Source organism: Inquilinus ginsengisoli (genome assembly GCF_050434925.1).
GTDB classification, from domain to species: Bacteria; Pseudomonadota; Alphaproteobacteria; order DSM-16000; family Inquilinaceae; genus Inquilinus; species Inquilinus ginsengisoli_B.
Genome location: NZ_JBNDJK010000001.1, coordinates 7,983,926 through 8,002,075, shown reverse-complemented (window position 1 = coordinate 8,002,075; position 18,150 = coordinate 7,983,926). Strand labels below are relative to the sequence as shown.

Below are 18,150 nucleotides of genomic sequence, written 5' to 3'. Positions count from 1 at the left end.
ATGTACACGGTTTCGGTCCGCGACCATTTCATGATCGCCCACAGCTTCCGCGGCGCCGTGTTCGGCCCGGCGCAGAAGCTGCACGGCGCCACCTATGTCGTCGACCTGGCCTTCCGCCGGGCGGAGCTGGACGAAGACGGCATCGTCGTCGATATCGGCCTGGCCTCGACCGCGCTGAAGACGGTGATGGACGAGCTGAACTACCGCAACCTGGACGACGAGGCCGCCTTCGCCGGCCGCAACACCACGACCGAGGTGCTGGCCCGCACCATCTTCGACCGCATTGCCACGCGGATCGCGGCGGGCGAGCTCGGGGCCGGCGCGGCGGCGATCGAGAGCCTGGCCGTGACCCTGCACGAATCGCATGTCGCCTGGGCCTCCTATGAGGGCCGGCTGGCGCGATGAGCATCGCCTTCCTGCTGCCGGGCGATCCGGAATCGCGCACCGGCGGGTACATCTACGACAAGCGCATCGTCGAGGGGCTGCGAGGGCTCGGCCGGCCGGTGACGCTGCATCGGCTGGGAGACGGATTTCCCTTTCCAAGCGAGGCCGAGGCGGTGGAGGCCGCCGCGGTGCTGCGCGGCCTGCCGGATGATGCGCCAACCATAGTCGACGGGCTGGCCTTCAGCGTGCTGCCGCAGCAGATGGCCGCGGAGGCGTCGCGGCTGCGGCTGGTGGCGCTGATCCACCACCCGCTCGCCTTCGAGAACGGGCTGAGCCCGGCGCAGCGCCAGTCGCTGGAGGCCAGCGAGCGGCAGGCGCTGGCGGCGGCGCGGCGGGTGATCGTCACCAGCCCCGGCACGGCTCGCGACCTGCACGGCTACGGCGTCGCGGCCGGGCGGATCGGCGTGGTGCTGCCGGGCACCGATCCGACCCCGCCGGCCCAGGGCTCGGGCGAGGCGGCGCCGGTGCTGCTCTGCGTCGCCACGCTGACGCCGCGCAAGGGCTATCTTGACCTCGTCGCCGCGCTGCAGCGGCTGGCCGGGCTGCCCTGGCGGCTGGTCTGCGCCGGCAGCCTGGAGCGCGATGCGGAGCATGCCCGGGCGGTGCTGGCGGCGGCGGAGCACGCCGGCCTGTCCGGCCGCATCCGCTTCCTCGGCGAGATCGACGAGCCGACGCTGCTGCGGCACTACGACCGCTCCGACCTGTTCGTGCTGCCGTCGCATCACGAGGGCTACGGCATGGCCCTGGCCGAGGCCTCGGCGCGCGGCCTGCCGATCGTCAGCACCACCGGCGGCGCGATCCCGGACACGGTGCCGCCCGATGCCGGAATCCTGGTGCCGCCGGGCGATGTCGACGCACTGACCGGGGCGCTGCGCGGCCTGCTGACCGATCCCGGGGCGCGGCTGCGGCTGCGCGCGGCCGGTCTGGCGGCCCGCGCCCGGCTTCCCGGCTGGCCGGCCCAGGCCGCCGCCTTCGCGCATGAGCTGGATTTGGTCGGTTAGGCCGGCCTGGCCATCCCCCGCAAATCGAAGTCGAACAGCACGTCGCCGCCCATCGCATAGGTGCGGCAGGGCGGGCGCAGGGCCTGGTCGAGATGGGCGATCTCCGGCAGCCGCAGGCCGCCCTTGCCGGAGCCGATGATGATCGGCGCCACCGCGACATGCAGCCGGTCCAGCATCCCGGCGGCGAGGAAGCGCGACACCGTGGTGCCGCCGCCCTCGATCAGCACCCGCCGCAGCCCGCGCGCCGCCAGCGCGTCCAGCACCGCGGCCGGGCAGGGGTCGTCGAGGCCGATGATCTCGGCCCCGCCGGCCGGCTTGTCGGCGCGGTCGGCGGCGCAGAGCAGCAGGGTCGGGGCGGCGCCGTCGGTGAACAGGCCATGGCCGGCGTCGAGCCGGCGGCCGGGATCCAGCACCACCCGCACCGGGTTCGGCCCCTCGACCCGGCGGGTGGTCAGCCGCGGGTCGTCATGGGCGACGGTGCCGGCGCCGACCAGCACGGCGTCGGCCAGCGCCCGCAGCCGGTGTAGATGGTCGAGGTTGCAGGGACCGGTGACGTATTGCGACTGCCCGCAGCCGGTGGCGATGTGGCCGTCGATGCTCTGGCCGAGATGGGCCAGGGCGAAGCGGCCCTCGGCCTCGGCGAAGGGCCGCAGCAGCGCGATCCGGTCGCGCGCCGCAGTGTCGGAGGGCAGCGGCGCCTCCGGCCGGCCGGCGCGGCGGTCGAGCAGCCAGATCCAGGCGGTGTCCATCATGCCTCGGCCCGCGCGTAGATGTCGCCGGAGCGGTCCCCCGGCGATCGAGTCAACAGCCAGGCCCGCACTTCGTGCCCCTCACGCCAGTTCGGCCACAGGAAGCGCCCGGTTTCGCCGATCGAGACCTGGAAGCGGCAGCGGCCCAGCGCCTCGATCCGGTCCAGCGCGGCGAGGGTGGCCGGCAGCGCTGCCGGGACATATTCGACCGACAGGAGGGGAAGGGGCCGGGACAGCCCGGCCAGCACCTCGGCCTCGAAGCCCTCGACATCGATCTTGCAGAAGGCGGGGGTGCCGAAGCGGCCGATCAGCGCGTCCAGCGTCGTCACCGGCACCTCGACCCGCCGGTCCCAGCGGATCGAGGCGAAGCTCTCCGCCTTCGACACCGTCTCGATCCAGTCGGGCGACAGGCTGGCGACCGTCGGCGTGCGGCTGCTGAGATGCAGGGTGGCGGTGCCCGGGGTAGCGCCGACCGCGCTTTCGACCAGGGTGATGCCGGGATGGGAGCGGAAGCTGTGGCGCAGCAGCCGGGCGAGATCGGGCTGCGGCTCGACCGCCACCACCCGGGCGCCGAGTCCAGCCCAGCACAGGCTGCGGTTGCCGACATGAGCACCGATGTCGAAGCACAGGTCGCCGGGACGGATCAGGGTCGAGAAGAAGCGCCGGAAACGGGCAGAGCGGCCCGGGATGCCGCGGTAGATCGCGAGGGACCGGGCGATGCCGGCGGCGCGGGCGATGGCGTTCATGCCGGCAGCCGCTGCCGCTGCCGCCGCAGCCAGACCACGTCGCGGCCGAAGGACCAGCCCAGCAGCGCCAGCGCGCCCGCCGCCAGCACCTCGGCCAGCGAACGCGGCACCGGCGGTGCCAGGCAGGCGATCAGCACCAGGATCTGGATCACGCAGACGGTCTTGCGGGCGATGCTGTCCGGCACCGGCGCGCGCAGCCAGGGCCAGGCGGCGCCGGCCGCCACGTAGAGGTAGCGCATCGCCCCGATCAGCAGCACCCAGATCCCGACCTTGCCCCATTGCCAGACCAGCACGGACAGGACCAGGACGAAGAAGGCGTCGGCCTCCATGTCGAATCGGGCGCCGAAGCGGGAGGCCAGGCCGCTGCGCCGGGCCGCCCAGCCGTCGACCCCGTCCAGCGCCAGGGCCAGCGTGGCGAACCCGGCGATCAGCCACAGGCAGTCCTCGTCCGGCGCCGCCGTGCCCATCAGCGCGGCCAGCAGGCAGATCAACACGATCCGGGACAGCGTCACCGTGTTGGCCGGGCCGAAGCGGCGATGCGGCGCATGGGCGGCGAGGCTGGCCAGGATCAGCGTGGCGATGCCGCAATACAGCAGCTCGGCCCGCGCCACGAAGGCGGCGCCGAGCGTCGGGTCGACGGCCAGCGGAAGCGCCAGCGCGGCGAGCGCGACTGCTCCCGCCGTCAAAGGCCACCGCGCCTGCCGCTGCAGCGCGCCACGAAAATCGGTCTCGTCCCGCATGATCCTTCCGCCGGTCTTCGGCACTATCCTACGCGACTCTTCGGTCGGACGGTGACCTCGGTCACAGTCCGGCTCTGGACAATCGCGCGGCCGGCTTGCTCTATGAGGCGCAAACGGGGTTGCCGGGACTGGTTTCGCCATGGTCGAGAGAAAACGTCCGCTCGTCATCGTCACGCGCAAGCTGCCGGATGTCATCGAGACCCGGATGATGGAGCTGTTCGAGACCCGGCTGAACCACGACGACGTGGCGCTGGACCGGGAGCAGCTGGCCGCCGCGATGGCCGAGGCCGATGTGCTGGTGCCGACGGTGACCGACCGGATCGACGCCGAGCTGCTGGCCCGATCCGGGCCGCAGCTGAAGCTGATCGCCAGCTTCGGCACCGGCGTCGACCATATCGACCTCGGCGCCGCCAGGGCGCGCGGGCTGACCGTGACCAACACCCCCGGCGTCCTGACCGAGGACACGGCCGACATGACCATGGCCCTGATCCTGGCCGTGGCCCGCCGGCTGGCGGAGGGCGAGCGGCTGGTCCGCGGCGGGCAGTGGACCGGCTGGAGCCCGACCGGCATGCTCGGCGCCCGGCTCGGCGGCAAGCGGCTCGGCATCATCGGCATGGGCCGGATCGGCCAGGCGGTGGCGCGCCGGGCCCGCGCCTTCGGCCTGTCGGTGCACTACCACAACCGCAACCGGGTGCATCCGGAGGTGGAAGCCGAGCTGGACGCCACCTTCTGGCCCAGCCTGGACCAGATGCTGTCGCGGATGGACATCGTCTCGGTCAACTGCCCGCGCACCCCGGCGACCTTCCACCTGCTGTCGGCCCGGCGGCTCAAGCTGCTGCGCCGCGACGCGCTGATCGTGAACACCTCGCGCGGCGAGGTGATCGACGAGACCGCGCTGGCGCAGATGCTGAAGCAGGGCGAGCTGGCCGGCGCCGGACTGGACGTGTTCGAGCGCGAGCCGAACGTCAACCCGAAGCTGCTGAAGCTGCCCAATGTGGTGCTGCTGCCGCATATGGGCTCGGCGACCCTCGAGGGCCGCATCGACATGGGGCAGAAGGTGATCGTCAACATCCGCAGCTTCGTCGACGGCCATGTGCCGCCGGACCGGGTGCTGGAGACGGAGTTTTAGGACCGCCCCTCCCACTGTCATTGCCGGGCTTGACCCGGCAATCCAGAGAACGTCGACATCCTCTGGATGCCCGGGTCAAGCCCGGGCATGACAGCAAAGGAGAAAGCCCTTCAGCCCGGCCGCACCGTCTGGTGCAGCGCGGCGATGGTCTGGGCGTCGAGCCGCAGCGCCAGGGCCAGCTGCTTCAGGAACTGGCTCTCCTCCGGCGAATCCATGGTCACGGTCAGCAGCGCCGCGGTGTAGACCTGCGCCGCCTCCTGCGGGCCGCTGACCCCGGCCGCCAGCTGCTCCGGCGTCGCCGGGTTGTTCAGCTCCTGCTCGATGAAGGCGCGCTCTTCTGCATCGTCCTCGCCGAGATGGCCCTGGATCGCGGTCGCCTCGGCCTCGTCTATGGTGCCGTCGGCCGCCGCCGCCGCGATCATGGTGCGGATGATGCAGTGGGCGGTGTCCTGCCCGATCAAAGGGGCTGCCTGGGCCCCGCCGCCGCCGACCGAATCGGCCATGTCGAGGAAGCCGCCGCCGGCCCCGCCGCCCACGCCCGGGGCCGCGGCCGGCGCGGACGGGGCCGCCGGGGGCGCGTCGTCCTGGCCGCCGAGGCCGCCCAGCAGCCCGCCGAGCCCGCCGCCGCCGCCGCGGTTCTGCATCGCCTGCATGGCGACCGTGGCGATGATCGCCATCAGCCCGCCGCCCAGGCCTCCGCCGAGCCCGCCGCCACCCCGGCTCTGGCCGCCGGCGAGGCCGCCGAGAATGCTGCCCAGGCCGCCACCGGCGCCGCCGGCCCCCAGGCCCTGCAGCAGCCCGCCGAGCCCGCCGCCGGATCCGCCGAGGCCGCCGCCACCGCCGCCCGAGCCGCGGCCCATGCCGCTCTGCGCCAACGCGCCCAAGAGCTTGTCGAGATCCATCGCTCACTCCTCCGGTTCGCGGCGTCGGCCCTGCCGGCCGTTGCGTCGTGATGCCAGGATGCCGCTAGGGACAATCTTGCCGGAAGGGGAGGTGTTCCGCGAGGTCTTCGATGCCGGCCTCGACCGCGCGGGTCTCGCGGGCCAGGAAATCGGCCACGGCGCGGCGGAAGCCGGGGTCGCGGATCCAATGGGCGCTGTAGGTGCGCACCGGGCGGTAGCCGCGCATCACCTTGTGCTCGCCCTGCGCCCCGGCCTCGACCCGCTTCAGGCCGCGGGCGATGGCGAAGTCGATCGCCTGGTAGTAGCAGGCCTCGAAATGCAGGAAGGGGTAGTCGTGGCCGTCGCAGCCCCAGTTGCGGCCGTAGATGGTGTCGCTGCCGATCAGGTTCAGCGCGCCGGCGATCCAGCGCCCGTCCTTCTCGGCCATCACCAGGGCGATGTGGTCGGCCATGGTCTCGCCGATCCGGGCGAAGAAGTCCCGGGTCAGGTACGGGTCGCCCCATTTCCGGTCGCTGGTGTTGCGGTAGAAGCGGAAGAAGGCGTCCCAGTGCCGCGGTTTCAGGTCGTCGCCGGTCAGCACGGTCAGCCGGATGCCGCCTTCGACCGCGCGCTGCCGCTCCTTGCGGATGTCCTTGCGCCGGCGGCTGTTCAGTGTCGCCAGGAAGTCGTCGAAGCCGGCATAGCCGTCATTCTCCCAATGATACTGCTCGCCGATGCGCTGCAGCCAGCCGGCGGCGCCGAAGCGTGACCAGTCGGTCTCGGTCGGGAAGGTGACGTGGACGGAGGAGACCTTGTGCGCCAGCGCCGCCTGCTCCAGCCCGTGAATCAGCAGGTCGGCGGTCTGCGCCGGCGCGCCGGGGCGGACCAGCAGGCGGGGGCCGGTGACCGGGGTGAAGGGCACGGCGGATTGCAGTTTCGGATAGTAGTCGCCGCCCGCCTGCTCATAGGCGCGAGCCCAGCTGTGGTCGAACACGTATTCACCCTGGGAATGGCCCTTGAGGTACAGCGGCACGGCACCCAGCAGCCGTCCGTCCGGCTCCTCCAGCACCAGGTGCTGCGGCAGCCAGCCGGCCTCGGCGGTGGCCGACCCGCTCTGCTCCAGCGCCGACAGGAAGGCGTGCGACAGGAACGGGTTGTCCGGCCCGGCGCAGGCATCCCAGGCGGAGGCGTCGAGGGCGGTGATGTCGGCGACGAGCTTGAGGCTTGCCTCGGGGGTGCCGTCGGGCATGGGGCCGATCTCTCGCATGTGCGAAAGCCTTAATCTGGGCTCGGCGCCGGGCGGGGGCAAGCGTCGCGGCTGGTTTTGAGACGCGACGATCGGGCGCTGGCCGTCAGTCCGGCACGGTTCCGGGCGGCAGGGCGGCGGCGTGGGCGGCGATGGCGCCGGCGGTGGTGATCCAGACCTCGCCACGGCGAGCGGCGATATGCGCCAAAGCGCGGCGCAGCTGGCGCAGCCGATAGGGCTGCCCGACGATGTAGGGGTGCAGCGCCACGCCCATCACCAGGGTCTGGCCGTGTGCCTGCTGCTCCAGCATCTCGTCGAACTGGCCGATCACCATGTCGGCGAAGGCGTCGGCGTTCATCTTGCGCGCCACGATCGCCGGGATGTCGTTCAGCTCCTGCGGATAGGGCACCGACAGGATGCGCCCCGCCCGGGTGCGCATCCACACCGGCTGGTCGTCATGGCACCAGTCCAGCAGGTAGTCGTAGCCCGCCTCCTGCAGCAGGTCGGGGGTGCGCAGGCTCTGCGAGATCCAGGGGCCGAGCCAGCCCTTCGGCGGCGCCCCGGAATGGCGGGCGATGGCGTCGGTGGCGCGACGGATCAGCGCCGCCTCCTCGGCCTCCGGCAGCACGCCCTGGCGTTCGGAGTTGCTGTGGCCGTGGCCGACGATCTCGTCGCCGCGGGCCTGGAAGGCGGCCGGCAGCTCCGGGCAATGATCGTAGATCGACGCGTTGACGATGGCCGAGCAGGGCAAGGCCAGGCTGTCGAACAGCTCCAGCAAGCGCCAGGCGCCGACCCGGTTGCCGTAGTCGCGCCAGGCGTAGTTCAGCACGTCCGGATGCGGCCCGCCCGGCGCCAGCTCCGCCCCCAGCCCCTCGCCGAAGGCGAAATGCTCGAGATTGAGGCCGAGATAGACGGCGAGGCGCGTCCCGTGCGGCCAGGCCGTGGCCGGCCGGCGGGTGATCGCGCTGTAGCCGTAGCGGTCATGGCCCGCCAGCGGCGTCCCGGCCATCGGGCGGGGTCAGGCCAGGCCGGGCCGCGTGGCGAAGGGGGCCTCAGTCTTGGCCCGGATCTCCTCGACCGTGACGCCGTCGGCGACCTCGGTCAGGGTCAGGCCCTGCGGCCCGATCTCGAACACGCCGAGCTCGGTGATCACCAGGTCGACCACGGCCTTGCCGGTCAGCGGCAGGTCGCAGGCGTCCAGCAGCTTCGGCGTGCCGTCCTTGGCGTTGTGCTCCATGATCACGACGACGCGCTTGACGCCGGCGACCAGGTCCATCGCCCCGCCCATCCCCTTCACCATCTTGCCGGGGATCATCCAGTTGGCGAGGTCGCCCTCCTTCGACACCTGCATGGCGCCGAGGATCGACAGGTCGATATGGCCGCCGCGGATCATGGCGAACGAATCGGCCGAGCTGAAATAGCTCGACTGCGGCAGCTCGGTGATCGTCTGCTTGCCGGCGTTGATCAGGTCCGGGTCCTCCTCGCCCTCATAGGGGAAAGGGCCCATGCCCAGCATGCCGTTCTCGCTCTGCAGCGCCACGGTGATGCCGGGGGGAATGTAGTTCGCCACCAGCGTCGGGATGCCGATGCCGAGATTGACGTAGAAGCCGTCCTGCAGCTCCTTCGCGGCGCGGGCGGCCATCTGCTCACGGGTCCAGGGCATCTGTCTCTCCTGTCCTCAGGCCGCGCGCGGGCGGGTGGTGCGCTGCTCGATGCGCTTTTCGTAGTCCCGGCCCTGAAGGATGCGCTTCACATAGATGCCGGGGGTGTGGATCTGGTTGGCATCGAGCCCGCCGACATCGACCAGCTCCTCGACCTCGGCGACCGTCACCTTGGCGGCTGTGGCCATCATCGGGTTGAAGTTCCGGGCGGTCATCCGGTAGATCAGGTTGCCCTCGGTATCGCCCTTCCAGGCCTTGATGATGGCGAGGTCGGCGAACAGCCCGCGCTCCATCACATACTGCGCGCCGTCGAACTCGCGCACCTCCTTGCCGTCGGCGACGATGGTGCCGACGCCGGTCTTGGTGAAGAAGGCCGGGATGCCGGCGCCGCCGGCGCGGATCCGCTCGGCCAGGGTGCCCTGCGGGTTGAACTCCAGCTCCAGTTGGCCGGACAGGTATTGCTGGGCGAACAGCTTGTTCTCGCCGACATAGGACGAGATCATCTTCTTGATCTGGCCGCGCTCCAGCAGCTTGCCGAGGCCGACGCCGTCGATGCCGCAATTGTTCGAGATCACCGTCAGGCCCTTGACCCCGCTCGCGGCGATGGCGTCGATCAGCTTCTCGGGGATGCCGCAGAGGCCGAAGCCGCCGGCCATCACCATCATCCCGTCGCGGAGCACATCGGCCAGCGCCGCCGTGGCATCCGGATAGACTTTCTTCATCCCGTCACTCCCGTCAGGCATCACTGGGCGCCGAGGGACTAAAGCGGGGCGGCGGGCGGGAGTCAATCGAGGCCGCGCCGCGCCCCGGCCGGTTTGCGGCAGGGGCCGGAGGCGCAGTCCGCGACTGCGACGAAGGTCGAATCTGTGACGCCAATCCTGCTGGATGATTCTTGCCATCATCTGTGACAAGCTGCGACTTTATTGCGCATCGAACGACGCCGGCTGAAGCGTCTCACGCGCGCCCAACAGGGGGAGGTTTTCAATGACCGTTCATGATCGGGATTCCACGCCGCCGGTCGCGGCATCGAAAGGGTCGCGCCGCCGGTTCCTGAGCGGCGCTGCCGTGGCCGCCGCGGCGACCGTCGCCGCGCCGGCCATCGTCAAGGCGCAGGGTCCGGTGCATATGCGCTGGCAGAGCACCTGGCCCTCGAAGGACATCTTCCACGAATTCGCGCTCGACTTCGCCAAGAAGGTCAACGACATGACCGGCGGCGAGCTGGCCATCGAGGTGCTGCCGGCCGGCGCGGTGGTGCCCGCCTTCGGCCTGCTCGACGCGGTGTCGCAGGGCACGCTCGACGGCGGCCATGGCGTGCTCGTCTACCACTACGGCAAGCAGACGGCGCTCGCGCTCTGGGGATCCGGCCCCGGCTTCGCGATGGACGCCAACATGCTGATGGCCTGGCACAAATACGGCGGCGGCAAGGAGCTGCTGGCGAAGCTGTACGAGTCGATCGGCGCCAATGTCGTCTCCTTCCCCTACGGGGCGATGCCGACCCAGCCGCTGGGCTGGTTCAAGAAGCCGATCGCCAAGGTCGAGGACCTGCAGGGCCTGAAGTTCCGCACCGTCGGCATCTCGATCGACGTGTTCACCGCCCTCGGCGCCGCGGTCAACGCGCTGCCGGGCGGCGAGATCGTGGCGGCGCTGGACCGCGGCCTGCTCGACGCCGCCGAGTTCAACAACGCCTCCTCCGACCGGGTGCTCGGCTTCCCCGACGTGTCCAAGATCTGCATGCTGCAGAGCTATCATCAGAATGCCGAGCAATTCGAGGTCCTGTTCAACAAGACCAAATACGACGCGCTGCCCGACAAGATGAAGGCCATCATCGCCAACGCGGCCGAGGCGGCGTCGCAGGACATGCAGTGGAAGGCGATCGACCGCTATTCGACAGATTACGGCGAGCTGCAGAGCCAGGATGGCGTCAAGTTCTACAAGACGCCGGAAGCGATCCTGAAGCGGCAGCTCGAGGTCTATGACGAGGTGGTGAAGAAAGAAGGCCGGGGAGAATCCGCTGTTCAAGGAGATCCTGGAATCCCAGATCGCCTTCGCCAAGCGGGCGACGCGGTGGGAGCAGGACACCGTCGTCGGCCGGCGGTTGGCCTTCGATCATTACTTCGGAGCGAACGGGGCGGCCAGCAAGCTCTGATCCCGCAGCGGAGCCGGCGCCGTCGGGCTGGTCCGGCGGCGCCGTGTTTCCGTCAGACTCCTCCGGCAGCGGGCGGCATGGCATGAGCCTTCAAAGACTCCTGCATCTGGTCGACGGCGTCAGCACCTGGGTCGGCAAGGCCGCCGCGTGGCTGATCATCGGGCTGATGGTCCTGATCTGCGTCGAGGTCTTCAAGCGCTACATCCTGAACGCGCCGACGGCCTGGATCTTCGACGCCAGCAACATGTTCTACGGCAGCCTGTTCATGCTGGCCGGGGCCTATACCCTGGCCCAGAACGGCCATGTCCGCGGCGACTTCCTGTACGGGTCGATGCGGCCGCGGACCCAGGCGGCGTTCGACCTGGTGCTCTACATCATGTTCTTCCTGCCCGGCATCGCCGCCCTGGTCTATGCCGGATACAGCTATGCCGAGCTGTCCTGGCGCATCGGCGAGCATTCGACCGTCACCGCCGAAGGGCCGCCGATCTACCATTTCAAGGCGGTCATTCCGATCGCCGGGGCGCTGGTGCTGCTGCAGGGCCTGGCCGAGATCCTGCGCTGCGTCGCCTGCCTGCGCACCGGGGTCTGGCCCAGCCGGCTGAAGGACGTCGCCGAGATCGACGTGGTCGAGGAGCAACTGGCCCACAGCGAGCATGTGGATGAGGCGACGCGCCGCGACGCGATCGAGCGGGCGCAGAAGATCGACGAGGCGGCGCGCCAGCGCGGGCAGGGGGGAGATCTGCAGACATGAGCGAAGGGGCGCTCGGACTCGCGATGCTCGGGCTCATCGTGGTCGTCATCATGATGGGCTTCCCGACGGCCTTCACGCTGATGGGCCTCGGCATGTTCTTCGGCTTCTACGCCTTCTTCGATCCGTCCGAGCCGTGGTGGGACAACCGGGTGTTCGACCTGATGGTCCAGCGCACCTACGGGGCGATGACCAACGACGTGCTGGTCTCGATCCCGCTGTTCGTGCTGATGGGCTATGTGATGGAGCGCGGGGCGCTGGTGGACAAGATGTTCTACAGCATCCAGCTCTCCGCCCGCCGGGTGCCGGCCTCGCTGGCCGTCGCCACCCTGATTGTCTGCACCTTCTGGGGCATTGCCAGCGGCCTGGTCGGCGCCGTGGTGGTGCTGATGGGCGTGATCGCCCTCAACCCGATGCTGCGCGCCGGCTACGACGTCCGGCTCGCCTCCGGCGTGATCACCGCCGGCGGCACGCTGGGCATCCTGATCCCGCCCTCGGTGATGATCATCGTCTATGCCGCGGTGGCGGGGCAGTCGGTGGTCAAGCTCTACGCCGCGGCGATGTTCCCGGGCTTCTTCCTGGCCCTGCTGTACCTGATCTACATCATCGGCTGGGCGCTGCTGCAGCCGAAGATCGCGCCGCGTCTGCCGGAGGAGCAGACCCGGGTGCCGGTGCCGGGCTGGATGCGGGACTTCCAGGCGGCCTATTCGCGCAACATGCTGGTCGGACTGGCCAAGTCCCTGGTCTCGCCGTCGCGGGCAACCGCGCTCGACACCGGGGTCGGGCGCCTGACCTATGGCCGCCTTGCCGGCAATTTCGGCACCGCGCTGGTGCCGCTGGTGCTGACCGCGCTGACCCTGGTCGCGATCTGGTGGTACGTCGTGATCTACCCGCAGGCCTCGGCCGAGGCGGAGGCGGTGCCGGAAGGGCTGGAGCAGCTCGGCGCGCCGGTCGCCACCGCGGCGCCGGCCACCGGCGCCGAGATCGGACCGGGCACCGGCTTCTATGTCGCCTTCGGCCTGGTGGCGCTGGCCGCGGCGGTAGTGCTGTTCCGCTACTACCGGCGCATGACCGCCGAGCGTTTCGAGATGCTGAAGCTGCTGGCCTCGTCGGTGATGCCGCTCGGCATCCTCACCGTCCTGGTGCTGGCGGTGATCCTGTTCGGCATCACCACCGCGACCGAATCCGCCGCGGTCGGCGCCGCCGGCGCCTTCCTGCTGGCGCTGCAGGCCGGGACGCTGAACTGGAAGCGGACCAAGGAGGCGGTGTTCCTGACCGCCAAGACGACCGCCATGGTGTGCTGGCTGTTCGTCGGCTCGGCGCTGTTCTCGGCCGTGTTCGCGCTGCTGGGCGGGCAGGCGCTGATCGAGCGCTGGGTGCTGTCGATGGACCTGTCGCCGGTCCAGTTCATGATCCTGTCGCAGGCGATCATCTTCCTGCTCGGCTGGCCGCTGGAATGGACCGAGATCATCATCATCTTCGTGCCGATCTTCCTGCCGCTGCTGAAGCATTTCAGCATCGACCCGGTGCTGTGGGGCGTGCTGGTCTTCGTCAACCTGCAGGCGGCGTTCCTGTCGCCGCCGGTGGCGATGTCGGCCTTCTACCTGAAGGGCGTGGCCCCGGCGCACGTCACCCTCAACCAGATCTTCGCCGGCATGATGCCGTACATGCTGGTCGTGATCCTGTGCATGGTGCTGATGTATCTCTGGCCCGGCATCGTGATGTGGCTGCCGGAGTATCTGTACGGGAATTGAGGGGCCTCGCCCGGCTCGATCATAATTCGTCATGGCGAGGAGCGCAGGGGCGTGGCCATCCAGCGGCGCGATTCCTGGATGGCCACGCCCCTGCGCTCCTCGCCATGACGATGTGAAAAGGGGCGGCCCTCTCGCGAAAGCCCGGTCAGATCTCCAGATGCGAGCCCAGCTCGACCGCGCGGTTGGCCGGGATGCGGAAGAACTCGGTGGCGCTCAGCGCGTTGTTCGACATCAGGATGAACAGCCACTCCTGCCACGGCGGCAGCTCCGGCCGTGGCGACGGCACGAAATACTCCCGGCTCATGAAGAAGGAGGTATCGGCCATGTTGAAGCCCAGGCCCTTGCCGGCGCAGGCGGCCAGGGCGCGGGGGACGTCCGGCTGCTGCTGGAAGCCGTAGCGCACGATCACCGTGTAGAAGCCGTCGCCGAGATCCTTGATCTCGATCCGCTGGTCGTCGTCGACCCGCGGCTCGTCCGTGGTCTCGACCTTCAGCAGCACCACGCGCTCGTGGATGATCTTGTTGTGCTTCAGGTTGTGCAGCAGGGCGAAGGGCACGACGCCGACATTGCCGGTCATGAAGATGCCGGTGCCGGGCACCCGGTGCGCCCGCTTGTACATCTTGCCCTCGACGAAGGTCGCCAGCGGGATGGCGTCGCGGTAGCGCCGCCGGTACAGGATCTCGCGGCCCTTGCGCCACACCCACATCAGCGTCGTCAGCGCCACCGCCAGCACCAGCGGGAACCAGCCGCCATGCAGGATCTTGATGGTGTTGGCGCCGAAGAAGGCGAGGTCGATGAACAGGAACGTCGCGAACAGCGGCGCCGCGGTCCAGCGGCTCCAGCCCCAGCGGTGGCGGGCGACCAGATAGGCCAGCACGCTGGTCACCGCCATGGTGCCGGTCACGGCGATGCCGTAGGCCCCGGCCAGGGCGCTGGAGGAGCCGAAGCCGACCACCAGGATGACGACGGCGGCGTAGAGCGACCAGTTGACCCGCGAGATGTAGATCTGGCCCTTCTCCTCGGCCGAGGTGTGGCGCACCTCCAGCCGCGGCATGTAGCCGAGCTGGGCCGCCTGCTGGCTGACCGAGAAGGCGCCGGAGATCACGGCCTGGGAGGCGATCACCGTGGCCATGGTGGACAGGATCACCATCGGGTACAGGCCCCAGGAGGGGGTCAGCAGGTAGAAGGGCGATTCGATCGCAGCGGGGTTCTCGATCAGCAGCGCGCCCTGGCCGAAATAGTTCAGCAGCAGCGCCGGCCAGACGAAGCTGATCCAGGCGATGCGGATCGGGCCGCGGCCGAAATGGCCCATATCGGCGTACAGCGCCTCGCCGCCGGTGACCGCCAGCACCACCGAGCCGAGCACGACGATCGCGGCCCAGGGGCTGGTGGCGAACAGCTCGACCGCATGGTTCGGCCAGATCGCCGCCAGCACGTCGGGGCGGTTCACGATCTGGGCGGCGCCGAGCAGGCCGATGACCAGGAACCACACGCACATGATCGGGCCGAAGGCCGAGCCTACCTTGGCCGTGCCATGCGCCTGGACCATGAAGATCAGGGTCAGAATGACCAGCGTCAGCGGGATGATGTAGGGGTCGAAGACCGGCGTCGCGATCTTCAGGCCCTCGACCGCGCTGAGCACCGAGATCGCCGGGGTGATCACGCCGTCGCCGTAGAACAGCGCCGCGCCGATGATGCCCAGCAGGACGATGAAATGGCCCCATTTCTTGCCGCGGCGGGCCCGGAAGGCCAGGGCCGTCAGGGCCAGCACGCCGCCCTCGCCGCGATTGTCGGCGCGCATCACGAAGGAGACGTATTTGATCGTGATGATCAGCGTCGTCGCCCAGAAGATCAGCGAGAGAACGCCCAGCACCGCCCCCTCGGAGACGCCGGGCGCCCCCGGATGGGTGAAGCATTCCCGGATGGTGTAGAGCGGGCTGGTGCCGATGTCGCCATACACGACGCCGATGACGCCGAGCAGCTTGGGGGCGAGCGATTGGCCGTCGCGCGAGTCGGTTGCGAGGGTCGTCATCGCGCCTTCCTAGTCGGATGGCGCGCCGTCGACAACCCGGCCGTTGCTGGCATGCCCATCGCCCCTTCGCTGCATTCAGGGCCGAGGGTGCGGGGATCGCCGCGCCGAGGCAAGTCCCGGCTGCGGCGACCGAACCATCGGACATTGCAGGGTGCTTGATTTTTCCCTGTCATGCCCGGGCTTGACCCGGGCATCCAGAAGCTGTCGACATTCTCTGGATTGTCGGGTCAAGCCCGGCAATGACAACTAGTGAGAAAAGTTCTTCCCCGTACCTCAGGGTCTGGGCAGTCTCAGATGCAGCGGCCGCCATCGACCTCGAGCGCTACGCCGGTGACCATCGAGGCCTCGTCCGAGGACAGGTACAGCGCGGCGTTGGCGATGTCTTCGGGCGTGCTCATGCGGCCGAGCGGGATGGTGGCCAGGAACTGAGCCCGCCGCTCAGGCGTGTCCTCGCCGAGGAAGGTCGAGGTCAGGCCGGTCTGGCCCAGCACTGGACACAGGCAGTTGACCCGGATCTTCGGCGCCAGCTCGACCGCCATCGACTTGGTGGCGGTGATCACCGCGCCCTTCGAGGCGTTGTACCAGGTCAGGCCGGGCCGCGGCCGGATGCCCGCGGTCGAGGCGATGTTGAGGATCGAGCCGCCCTTGGCCGAGAGATGCGGCGCGGCATGCCGGACCGACAGGAAGATCGCCTTCACATTGACCGCGAAGATGCGGTCGAACTCGTCCTCGGTGACCTCGGACATCGGCTTGTTGCGATGGGTGTAGCCGGCATTGTTGACGACGATGTCGAGCCCGCCGAAAGCCTCGACCGCGGTGGCGATGGCGACCGCGGTGTCGGCGTCGCGCGACACATCGGTGCGGACGAAGCAGGCCGAGTCCGCACGCACTTCGTTCAACGCCGCGGCCACGGCCTCGCCGGCTTCCGTCGACAGATCGGCGATCAGCACGTTGGCGCCTTCCCGCACGAAGCGCTCGGCGATGCCCTTGCCGAAACCTGACGCCGCGCCGGTGACGATGGCCACCTTGCCTTCGAGCCGCATGCCCTGTCCCTCTGTCCTGGTCGTATGGTGGTCGTGCCGCGGGCGGAGGCGCCGCCGAATGCCGGGCGCCCGGCCCGCCGCCTGTTCCGGTCGAGGACCGTCGAATGGCCGGACTATAGGGGCAGCGCGGCCGGGGCAGCAGGCGAATGTCCGCCGAGGAGGTATGAGCCGGGCGCGGATCTTCGGTCTCCGGTCCTCGCTCCCCCTTTCCTGTCATTGCCGGGCTTGACCCGGCAATTCAGGGGCCACCCAGAGCGGCATCGGAGTCCCTGGATGCCCGGGTCAAGCCCGGGCATGACAGAATTGGGAACGCAGGAAGCGGTCAGCCATGCCGGATCGCGATGGTCTTCGTCACGCTGAAATGGTCCAGCCCCTCCATCGCCTTCTCGCGGCCGAAGCCGGAGCGCTTCATGCCGCCGAAGGGCAGCTCGACGCCGCCGCCGGCGCCGTAGTTGTTGACGAAGACCTGGCCGGCCCGGACCCGGCGGGCGCAGCGCAGCTGGCGGGCGCCGTCGCGGGTCCAGACTCCGGCGACCAGGCCGAACTCGGTGCCGTTGGCCAGGCGGATCGCCTCCTCCTCGTCGTGAAAGCGCTGCACCGCCAGTACCGGGCCGAACACCTCCTCCTGCGCCAGCGGATGGCCGGGCGGCACGTCGCCGATCAGGGTCGGCACCTGGTAGAAGCCGCCGGCCGGGGCATTCGGGGACAGGCGGCCTTCGGCCAGCACCGGCAACCCGTCGGCGCGGGCGCGGTCGAGATGGCCGCGCACCCGCTCCTGCTGCCGGGCGCTGATCAGCGGGCCGCAATCCGGGTCGCGGTCCCAGGGACCGGTCTCCAGCGCCTTGAAGCGGTCCGCCAGCGCCGCCAGGAACACGTCGGCGATGCCGTCCTGCAGCAGCAGGCGGCTGCCGGCGGAGCAGGTCTGGCCGGCATTCTGCACGATCGCCGCGGTGACGAAGGGCAGGGCGGCCTCGGCATCGGCGTCGTCGAACACCAGCTGCGGCGACTTGCCGCCCAGCTCCATCGTCACCGGCCGGTTGAACCTGGCCGCCGCAGCCTGGATCGCGGCGCCGGTGGCGGGCGATCCGGTGAAGCTGATGTGGTCGAGGCCGGGATGCGATGCCAGGGCCGCCCCAGCCTCGGCGCCGAGGCCGGTGACCACGTTCAGCACGCCCGGCGGCAGCCCGGCCTCCAGCGCCAGCCCGGCGATGCGCAGCGGCGTCAGGCAGGCATCCTCGGCCGGTTTCAGCACGCAGGCATTGCCGGCGGCCAGGGCGCCGCCGATGGTGCGGCCGAAGATCTGCGCCGGGTAGTTCCACGGGATGACGTGGCCGGTGACGCCATAGGGCTCCTTCACCGTCAGCACGGTGTAGCCGTCGAGATAGGGCAGGGTGGTACCGTGGTGCTTGTCGCAGGCGCCGCCATAGAACTCGAAGTAGCGGGCGCAGGCGGTGATGTCGGCCTTGGCCTGCTTCACCGGCTTGCCGGCATCGGCGGCCTCCAGCCGCCACAGCGTCTCGAAATCCGCCTCGATGGCGCGGCCGATGCGGGTCAGGATGCGGCCGCGCTCGACCGCCGGCATCCGGCCCCAGGGCCCATCATCGAAGGCGCGCCGCGCGGCCAGCACGGCGGCGTCGATCTCGGCCGCGCCCCCGCGGGCCAGGCTGTCGAACGCCGCGCCGGTCGACGGGTCGATCACCGGAATGGTGCGGCCATCCTCCGCGGCGTTCCAAATTCCGTCGATCAGAATCGTTTTCGGACCTATCATGACATACTTTCTGTCTCTGGACCGTTCGTCGTGGCGGGGCAGGCTCGGCACGTCGTTGCGTT

General features: G+C 69.9%; 17 protein-coding genes. 6 read left to right on the top strand and 11 right to left on the bottom strand.

Annotated elements, in window-relative coordinates:
- Both QFZ27_RS37280 and QFZ27_RS37275 read left to right on the top strand, forming a co-directional pair.
- A complete protein-coding gene (locus tag QFZ27_RS37280) occupies nt 1–405 on the top strand; it encodes a 6-pyruvoyl trahydropterin synthase family protein (protein ID WP_429231969.1) in 405 nt (134 codons plus the stop codon).
- Nucleotides 402–1,445 (top strand): glycosyltransferase family 4 protein, encoded by a 1,044-nt coding sequence (locus tag QFZ27_RS37275; RefSeq protein ID WP_429231967.1) that lies wholly within the window; start codon nt 402–404, stop codon nt 1,443–1,445. Before QFZ27_RS37280 ends, QFZ27_RS37275 begins: the two co-directional genes overlap by 4 nt.
- Here QFZ27_RS37275 and QFZ27_RS37270 read toward each other — a convergent pair.
- Genes QFZ27_RS37270 through QFZ27_RS37260 form a run of 3 tightly spaced genes read right to left on the bottom strand, consistent with a single transcriptional unit; the run spans nt 1,442 to nt 3,680 of the window.
- The gene (locus QFZ27_RS37270) at nt 1,442–2,197 is read right to left on the bottom strand and encodes a RibD family protein (protein ID WP_429231966.1); all 756 of its coding nucleotides are present in this window, start codon (nt 2,195–2,197) and stop codon (nt 1,442–1,444) included. The genes QFZ27_RS37275 and QFZ27_RS37270 overlap by 4 nt on opposite strands.
- Entirely contained in the window at nt 2,194–2,940 is a 747-nt protein-coding gene (locus tag QFZ27_RS37265; RefSeq protein WP_429231964.1) for an FkbM family methyltransferase, read from the bottom strand. The genes QFZ27_RS37270 and QFZ27_RS37265 overlap by 4 nt, the downstream gene beginning before the upstream one ends.
- A complete protein-coding gene (locus tag QFZ27_RS37260) occupies nt 2,937–3,680 on the bottom strand; it encodes a CDP-alcohol phosphatidyltransferase family protein (protein WP_429231963.1) in 744 nt (247 codons plus the stop codon). The genes QFZ27_RS37265 and QFZ27_RS37260 overlap by 4 nt, the downstream gene beginning before the upstream one ends.
- Nucleotides 3,681–3,819: 139 nt before the next feature.
- On the opposite strand from QFZ27_RS37260, the gene QFZ27_RS37255 reads away from it, so the two are divergent.
- A complete protein-coding gene (locus tag QFZ27_RS37255; protein ID WP_429231961.1) occupies nt 3,820–4,809 on the top strand; it encodes a 2-hydroxyacid dehydrogenase in 990 nt (329 codons plus the stop codon).
- Nucleotides 4,810–4,919: 110 nt separating this feature from the next.
- On the opposite strand, the gene QFZ27_RS37250 is transcribed toward QFZ27_RS37255, so the two are convergent.
- The 5 genes from QFZ27_RS37250 to QFZ27_RS37230 form a co-directional block, all read right to left on the bottom strand.
- Nucleotides 4,920–5,711 (bottom strand): DUF533 domain-containing protein, encoded by a 792-nt coding sequence (locus QFZ27_RS37250; protein WP_429231959.1) that lies wholly within the window; start codon nt 5,709–5,711, stop codon nt 4,920–4,922.
- 64 nt (nt 5,712–5,775) lie between these two features.
- Complete coding sequence (locus QFZ27_RS37245) at nt 5,776–6,939, bottom strand: GNAT family N-acetyltransferase (RefSeq protein WP_429231958.1); 1,164 nt, start codon at nt 6,937–6,939, stop codon at nt 5,776–5,778.
- Nucleotides 6,940–7,042: 103 nt separating this feature from the next.
- Nucleotides 7,043–7,945 (bottom strand): polysaccharide deacetylase family protein, encoded by a 903-nt coding sequence (locus QFZ27_RS37240; protein ID WP_429231956.1) that lies wholly within the window; start codon nt 7,943–7,945, stop codon nt 7,043–7,045.
- A 9-nt stretch (nt 7,946–7,954) separates the two neighbouring features.
- Entirely contained in the window at nt 7,955–8,599 is a 645-nt protein-coding gene (locus QFZ27_RS37235) for a CoA transferase subunit B (protein ID WP_429231955.1), read from the bottom strand.
- 15 nt (nt 8,600–8,614) lie between these two features.
- Nucleotides 8,615–9,319: a CoA transferase subunit A gene (locus QFZ27_RS37230; RefSeq protein ID WP_429231953.1), complete on the bottom strand. Its 705-nt coding sequence runs from the start codon at nt 9,317–9,319 to the stop codon at nt 8,615–8,617.
- 262 nt (nt 9,320–9,581) lie between these two features.
- Between QFZ27_RS37230 and QFZ27_RS37225 the strand changes: the two genes are divergently transcribed.
- Genes QFZ27_RS37225 through QFZ27_RS37215 form a run of 3 tightly spaced genes read left to right on the top strand, consistent with a single transcriptional unit; the run spans nt 9,582 to nt 13,245 of the window.
- Nucleotides 9,582–10,829 (top strand): TRAP transporter substrate-binding protein, encoded by a 1,248-nt coding sequence (locus QFZ27_RS37225; RefSeq protein ID WP_429231951.1) that lies wholly within the window; start codon nt 9,582–9,584, stop codon nt 10,827–10,829.
- The gene (locus QFZ27_RS37220; protein WP_429231949.1) at nt 10,826–11,494 is read left to right on the top strand and encodes a TRAP transporter small permease subunit; all 669 of its coding nucleotides are present in this window, start codon (nt 10,826–10,828) and stop codon (nt 11,492–11,494) included. Before QFZ27_RS37225 ends, QFZ27_RS37220 begins: the two co-directional genes overlap by 4 nt.
- Nucleotides 11,491–13,245 carry a TRAP transporter large permease gene (locus tag QFZ27_RS37215; protein ID WP_429231947.1) on the top strand — a complete coding sequence of 585 codons (1,755 nt, stop codon included), beginning with the start codon at nt 11,491–11,493 and terminating at the stop codon, nt 13,243–13,245. The genes QFZ27_RS37220 and QFZ27_RS37215 overlap by 4 nt, the downstream gene beginning before the upstream one ends.
- Before the next feature lie 145 nt (nt 13,246–13,390).
- Here QFZ27_RS37215 and QFZ27_RS37210 read toward each other — a convergent pair whose 3' ends face one another.
- From QFZ27_RS37210 to QFZ27_RS37200, 3 genes are all read right to left on the bottom strand, one after another.
- Nucleotides 13,391–15,277, bottom strand: a complete 1,887-nt coding sequence (locus QFZ27_RS37210; protein ID WP_429231945.1) for a potassium transporter Kup — start codon at nt 15,275–15,277, stop codon at nt 13,391–13,393.
- A 290-nt stretch (nt 15,278–15,567) separates the two neighbouring features.
- Nucleotides 15,568–16,320 (bottom strand): SDR family oxidoreductase, encoded by a 753-nt coding sequence (locus tag QFZ27_RS37205; RefSeq protein ID WP_429231944.1) that lies wholly within the window; start codon nt 16,318–16,320, stop codon nt 15,568–15,570.
- A 322-nt stretch (nt 16,321–16,642) separates the two neighbouring features.
- On the bottom strand, nt 16,643–18,088 hold the full coding sequence (locus QFZ27_RS37200) for an aldehyde dehydrogenase family protein (RefSeq protein WP_429231942.1): 1,446 nt from the start codon (nt 18,086–18,088) through the stop codon (nt 16,643–16,645).
- Nucleotides 18,089–18,150: the final 62 nt, after the last annotated feature.

Bases quoted from the DNA above. Each gene is read 5' to 3' on its own strand.
- QFZ27_RS37280 (WP_429231969.1), top strand. From the start codon at position 1: ATGTACACGGTTTCGGTCCGCGACCATTTCATGATCGCCCACAGCTTC.
- QFZ27_RS37275 (WP_429231967.1), top strand. From the start codon at position 402: ATGAGCATCGCCTTCCTGCTGCCGGGCGATCCGGAATCGCGCACCGGC.
- QFZ27_RS37270 (WP_429231966.1), bottom strand. From the start codon at position 2,197: ATGATGGACACCGCCTGGATCTGGCTGCTCGACCGCCGCGCCGGCCGG.
- QFZ27_RS37265 (WP_429231964.1), bottom strand. From the start codon at position 2,940: ATGAACGCCATCGCCCGCGCCGCCGGCATCGCCCGGTCCCTCGCGATC.
- QFZ27_RS37260 (WP_429231963.1), bottom strand. From the start codon at position 3,680: ATGCGGGACGAGACCGATTTTCGTGGCGCGCTGCAGCGGCAGGCGCGG.
- QFZ27_RS37255 (WP_429231961.1), top strand. From the start codon at position 3,820: ATGGTCGAGAGAAAACGTCCGCTCGTCATCGTCACGCGCAAGCTGCCG.
- QFZ27_RS37250 (WP_429231959.1), bottom strand. From the start codon at position 5,711: ATGGATCTCGACAAGCTCTTGGGCGCGTTGGCGCAGAGCGGCATGGGC.
- QFZ27_RS37245 (WP_429231958.1), bottom strand. From the start codon at position 6,939: ATGCCCGACGGCACCCCCGAGGCAAGCCTCAAGCTCGTCGCCGACATC.
- QFZ27_RS37240 (WP_429231956.1), bottom strand. From the start codon at position 7,945: ATGGCCGGGACGCCGCTGGCGGGCCATGACCGCTACGGCTACAGCGCG.
- QFZ27_RS37235 (WP_429231955.1), bottom strand. From the start codon at position 8,599: ATGCCCTGGACCCGTGAGCAGATGGCCGCCCGCGCCGCGAAGGAGCTG.
- QFZ27_RS37230 (WP_429231953.1), bottom strand. From the start codon at position 9,319: ATGAAGAAAGTCTATCCGGATGCCACGGCGGCGCTGGCCGATGTGCTC.
- QFZ27_RS37225 (WP_429231951.1), top strand. From the start codon at position 9,582: ATGACCGTTCATGATCGGGATTCCACGCCGCCGGTCGCGGCATCGAAA.
- QFZ27_RS37220 (WP_429231949.1), top strand. From the start codon at position 10,826: ATGAGCCTTCAAAGACTCCTGCATCTGGTCGACGGCGTCAGCACCTGG.
- QFZ27_RS37215 (WP_429231947.1), top strand. From the start codon at position 11,491: ATGAGCGAAGGGGCGCTCGGACTCGCGATGCTCGGGCTCATCGTGGTC.
- QFZ27_RS37210 (WP_429231945.1), bottom strand. From the start codon at position 15,277: ATGACGACCCTCGCAACCGACTCGCGCGACGGCCAATCGCTCGCCCCC.
- QFZ27_RS37205 (WP_429231944.1), bottom strand. From the start codon at position 16,320: ATGCGGCTCGAAGGCAAGGTGGCCATCGTCACCGGCGCGGCGTCAGGT.
- QFZ27_RS37200 (WP_429231942.1), bottom strand. From the start codon at position 18,088: ATGATAGGTCCGAAAACGATTCTGATCGACGGAATTTGGAACGCCGCG.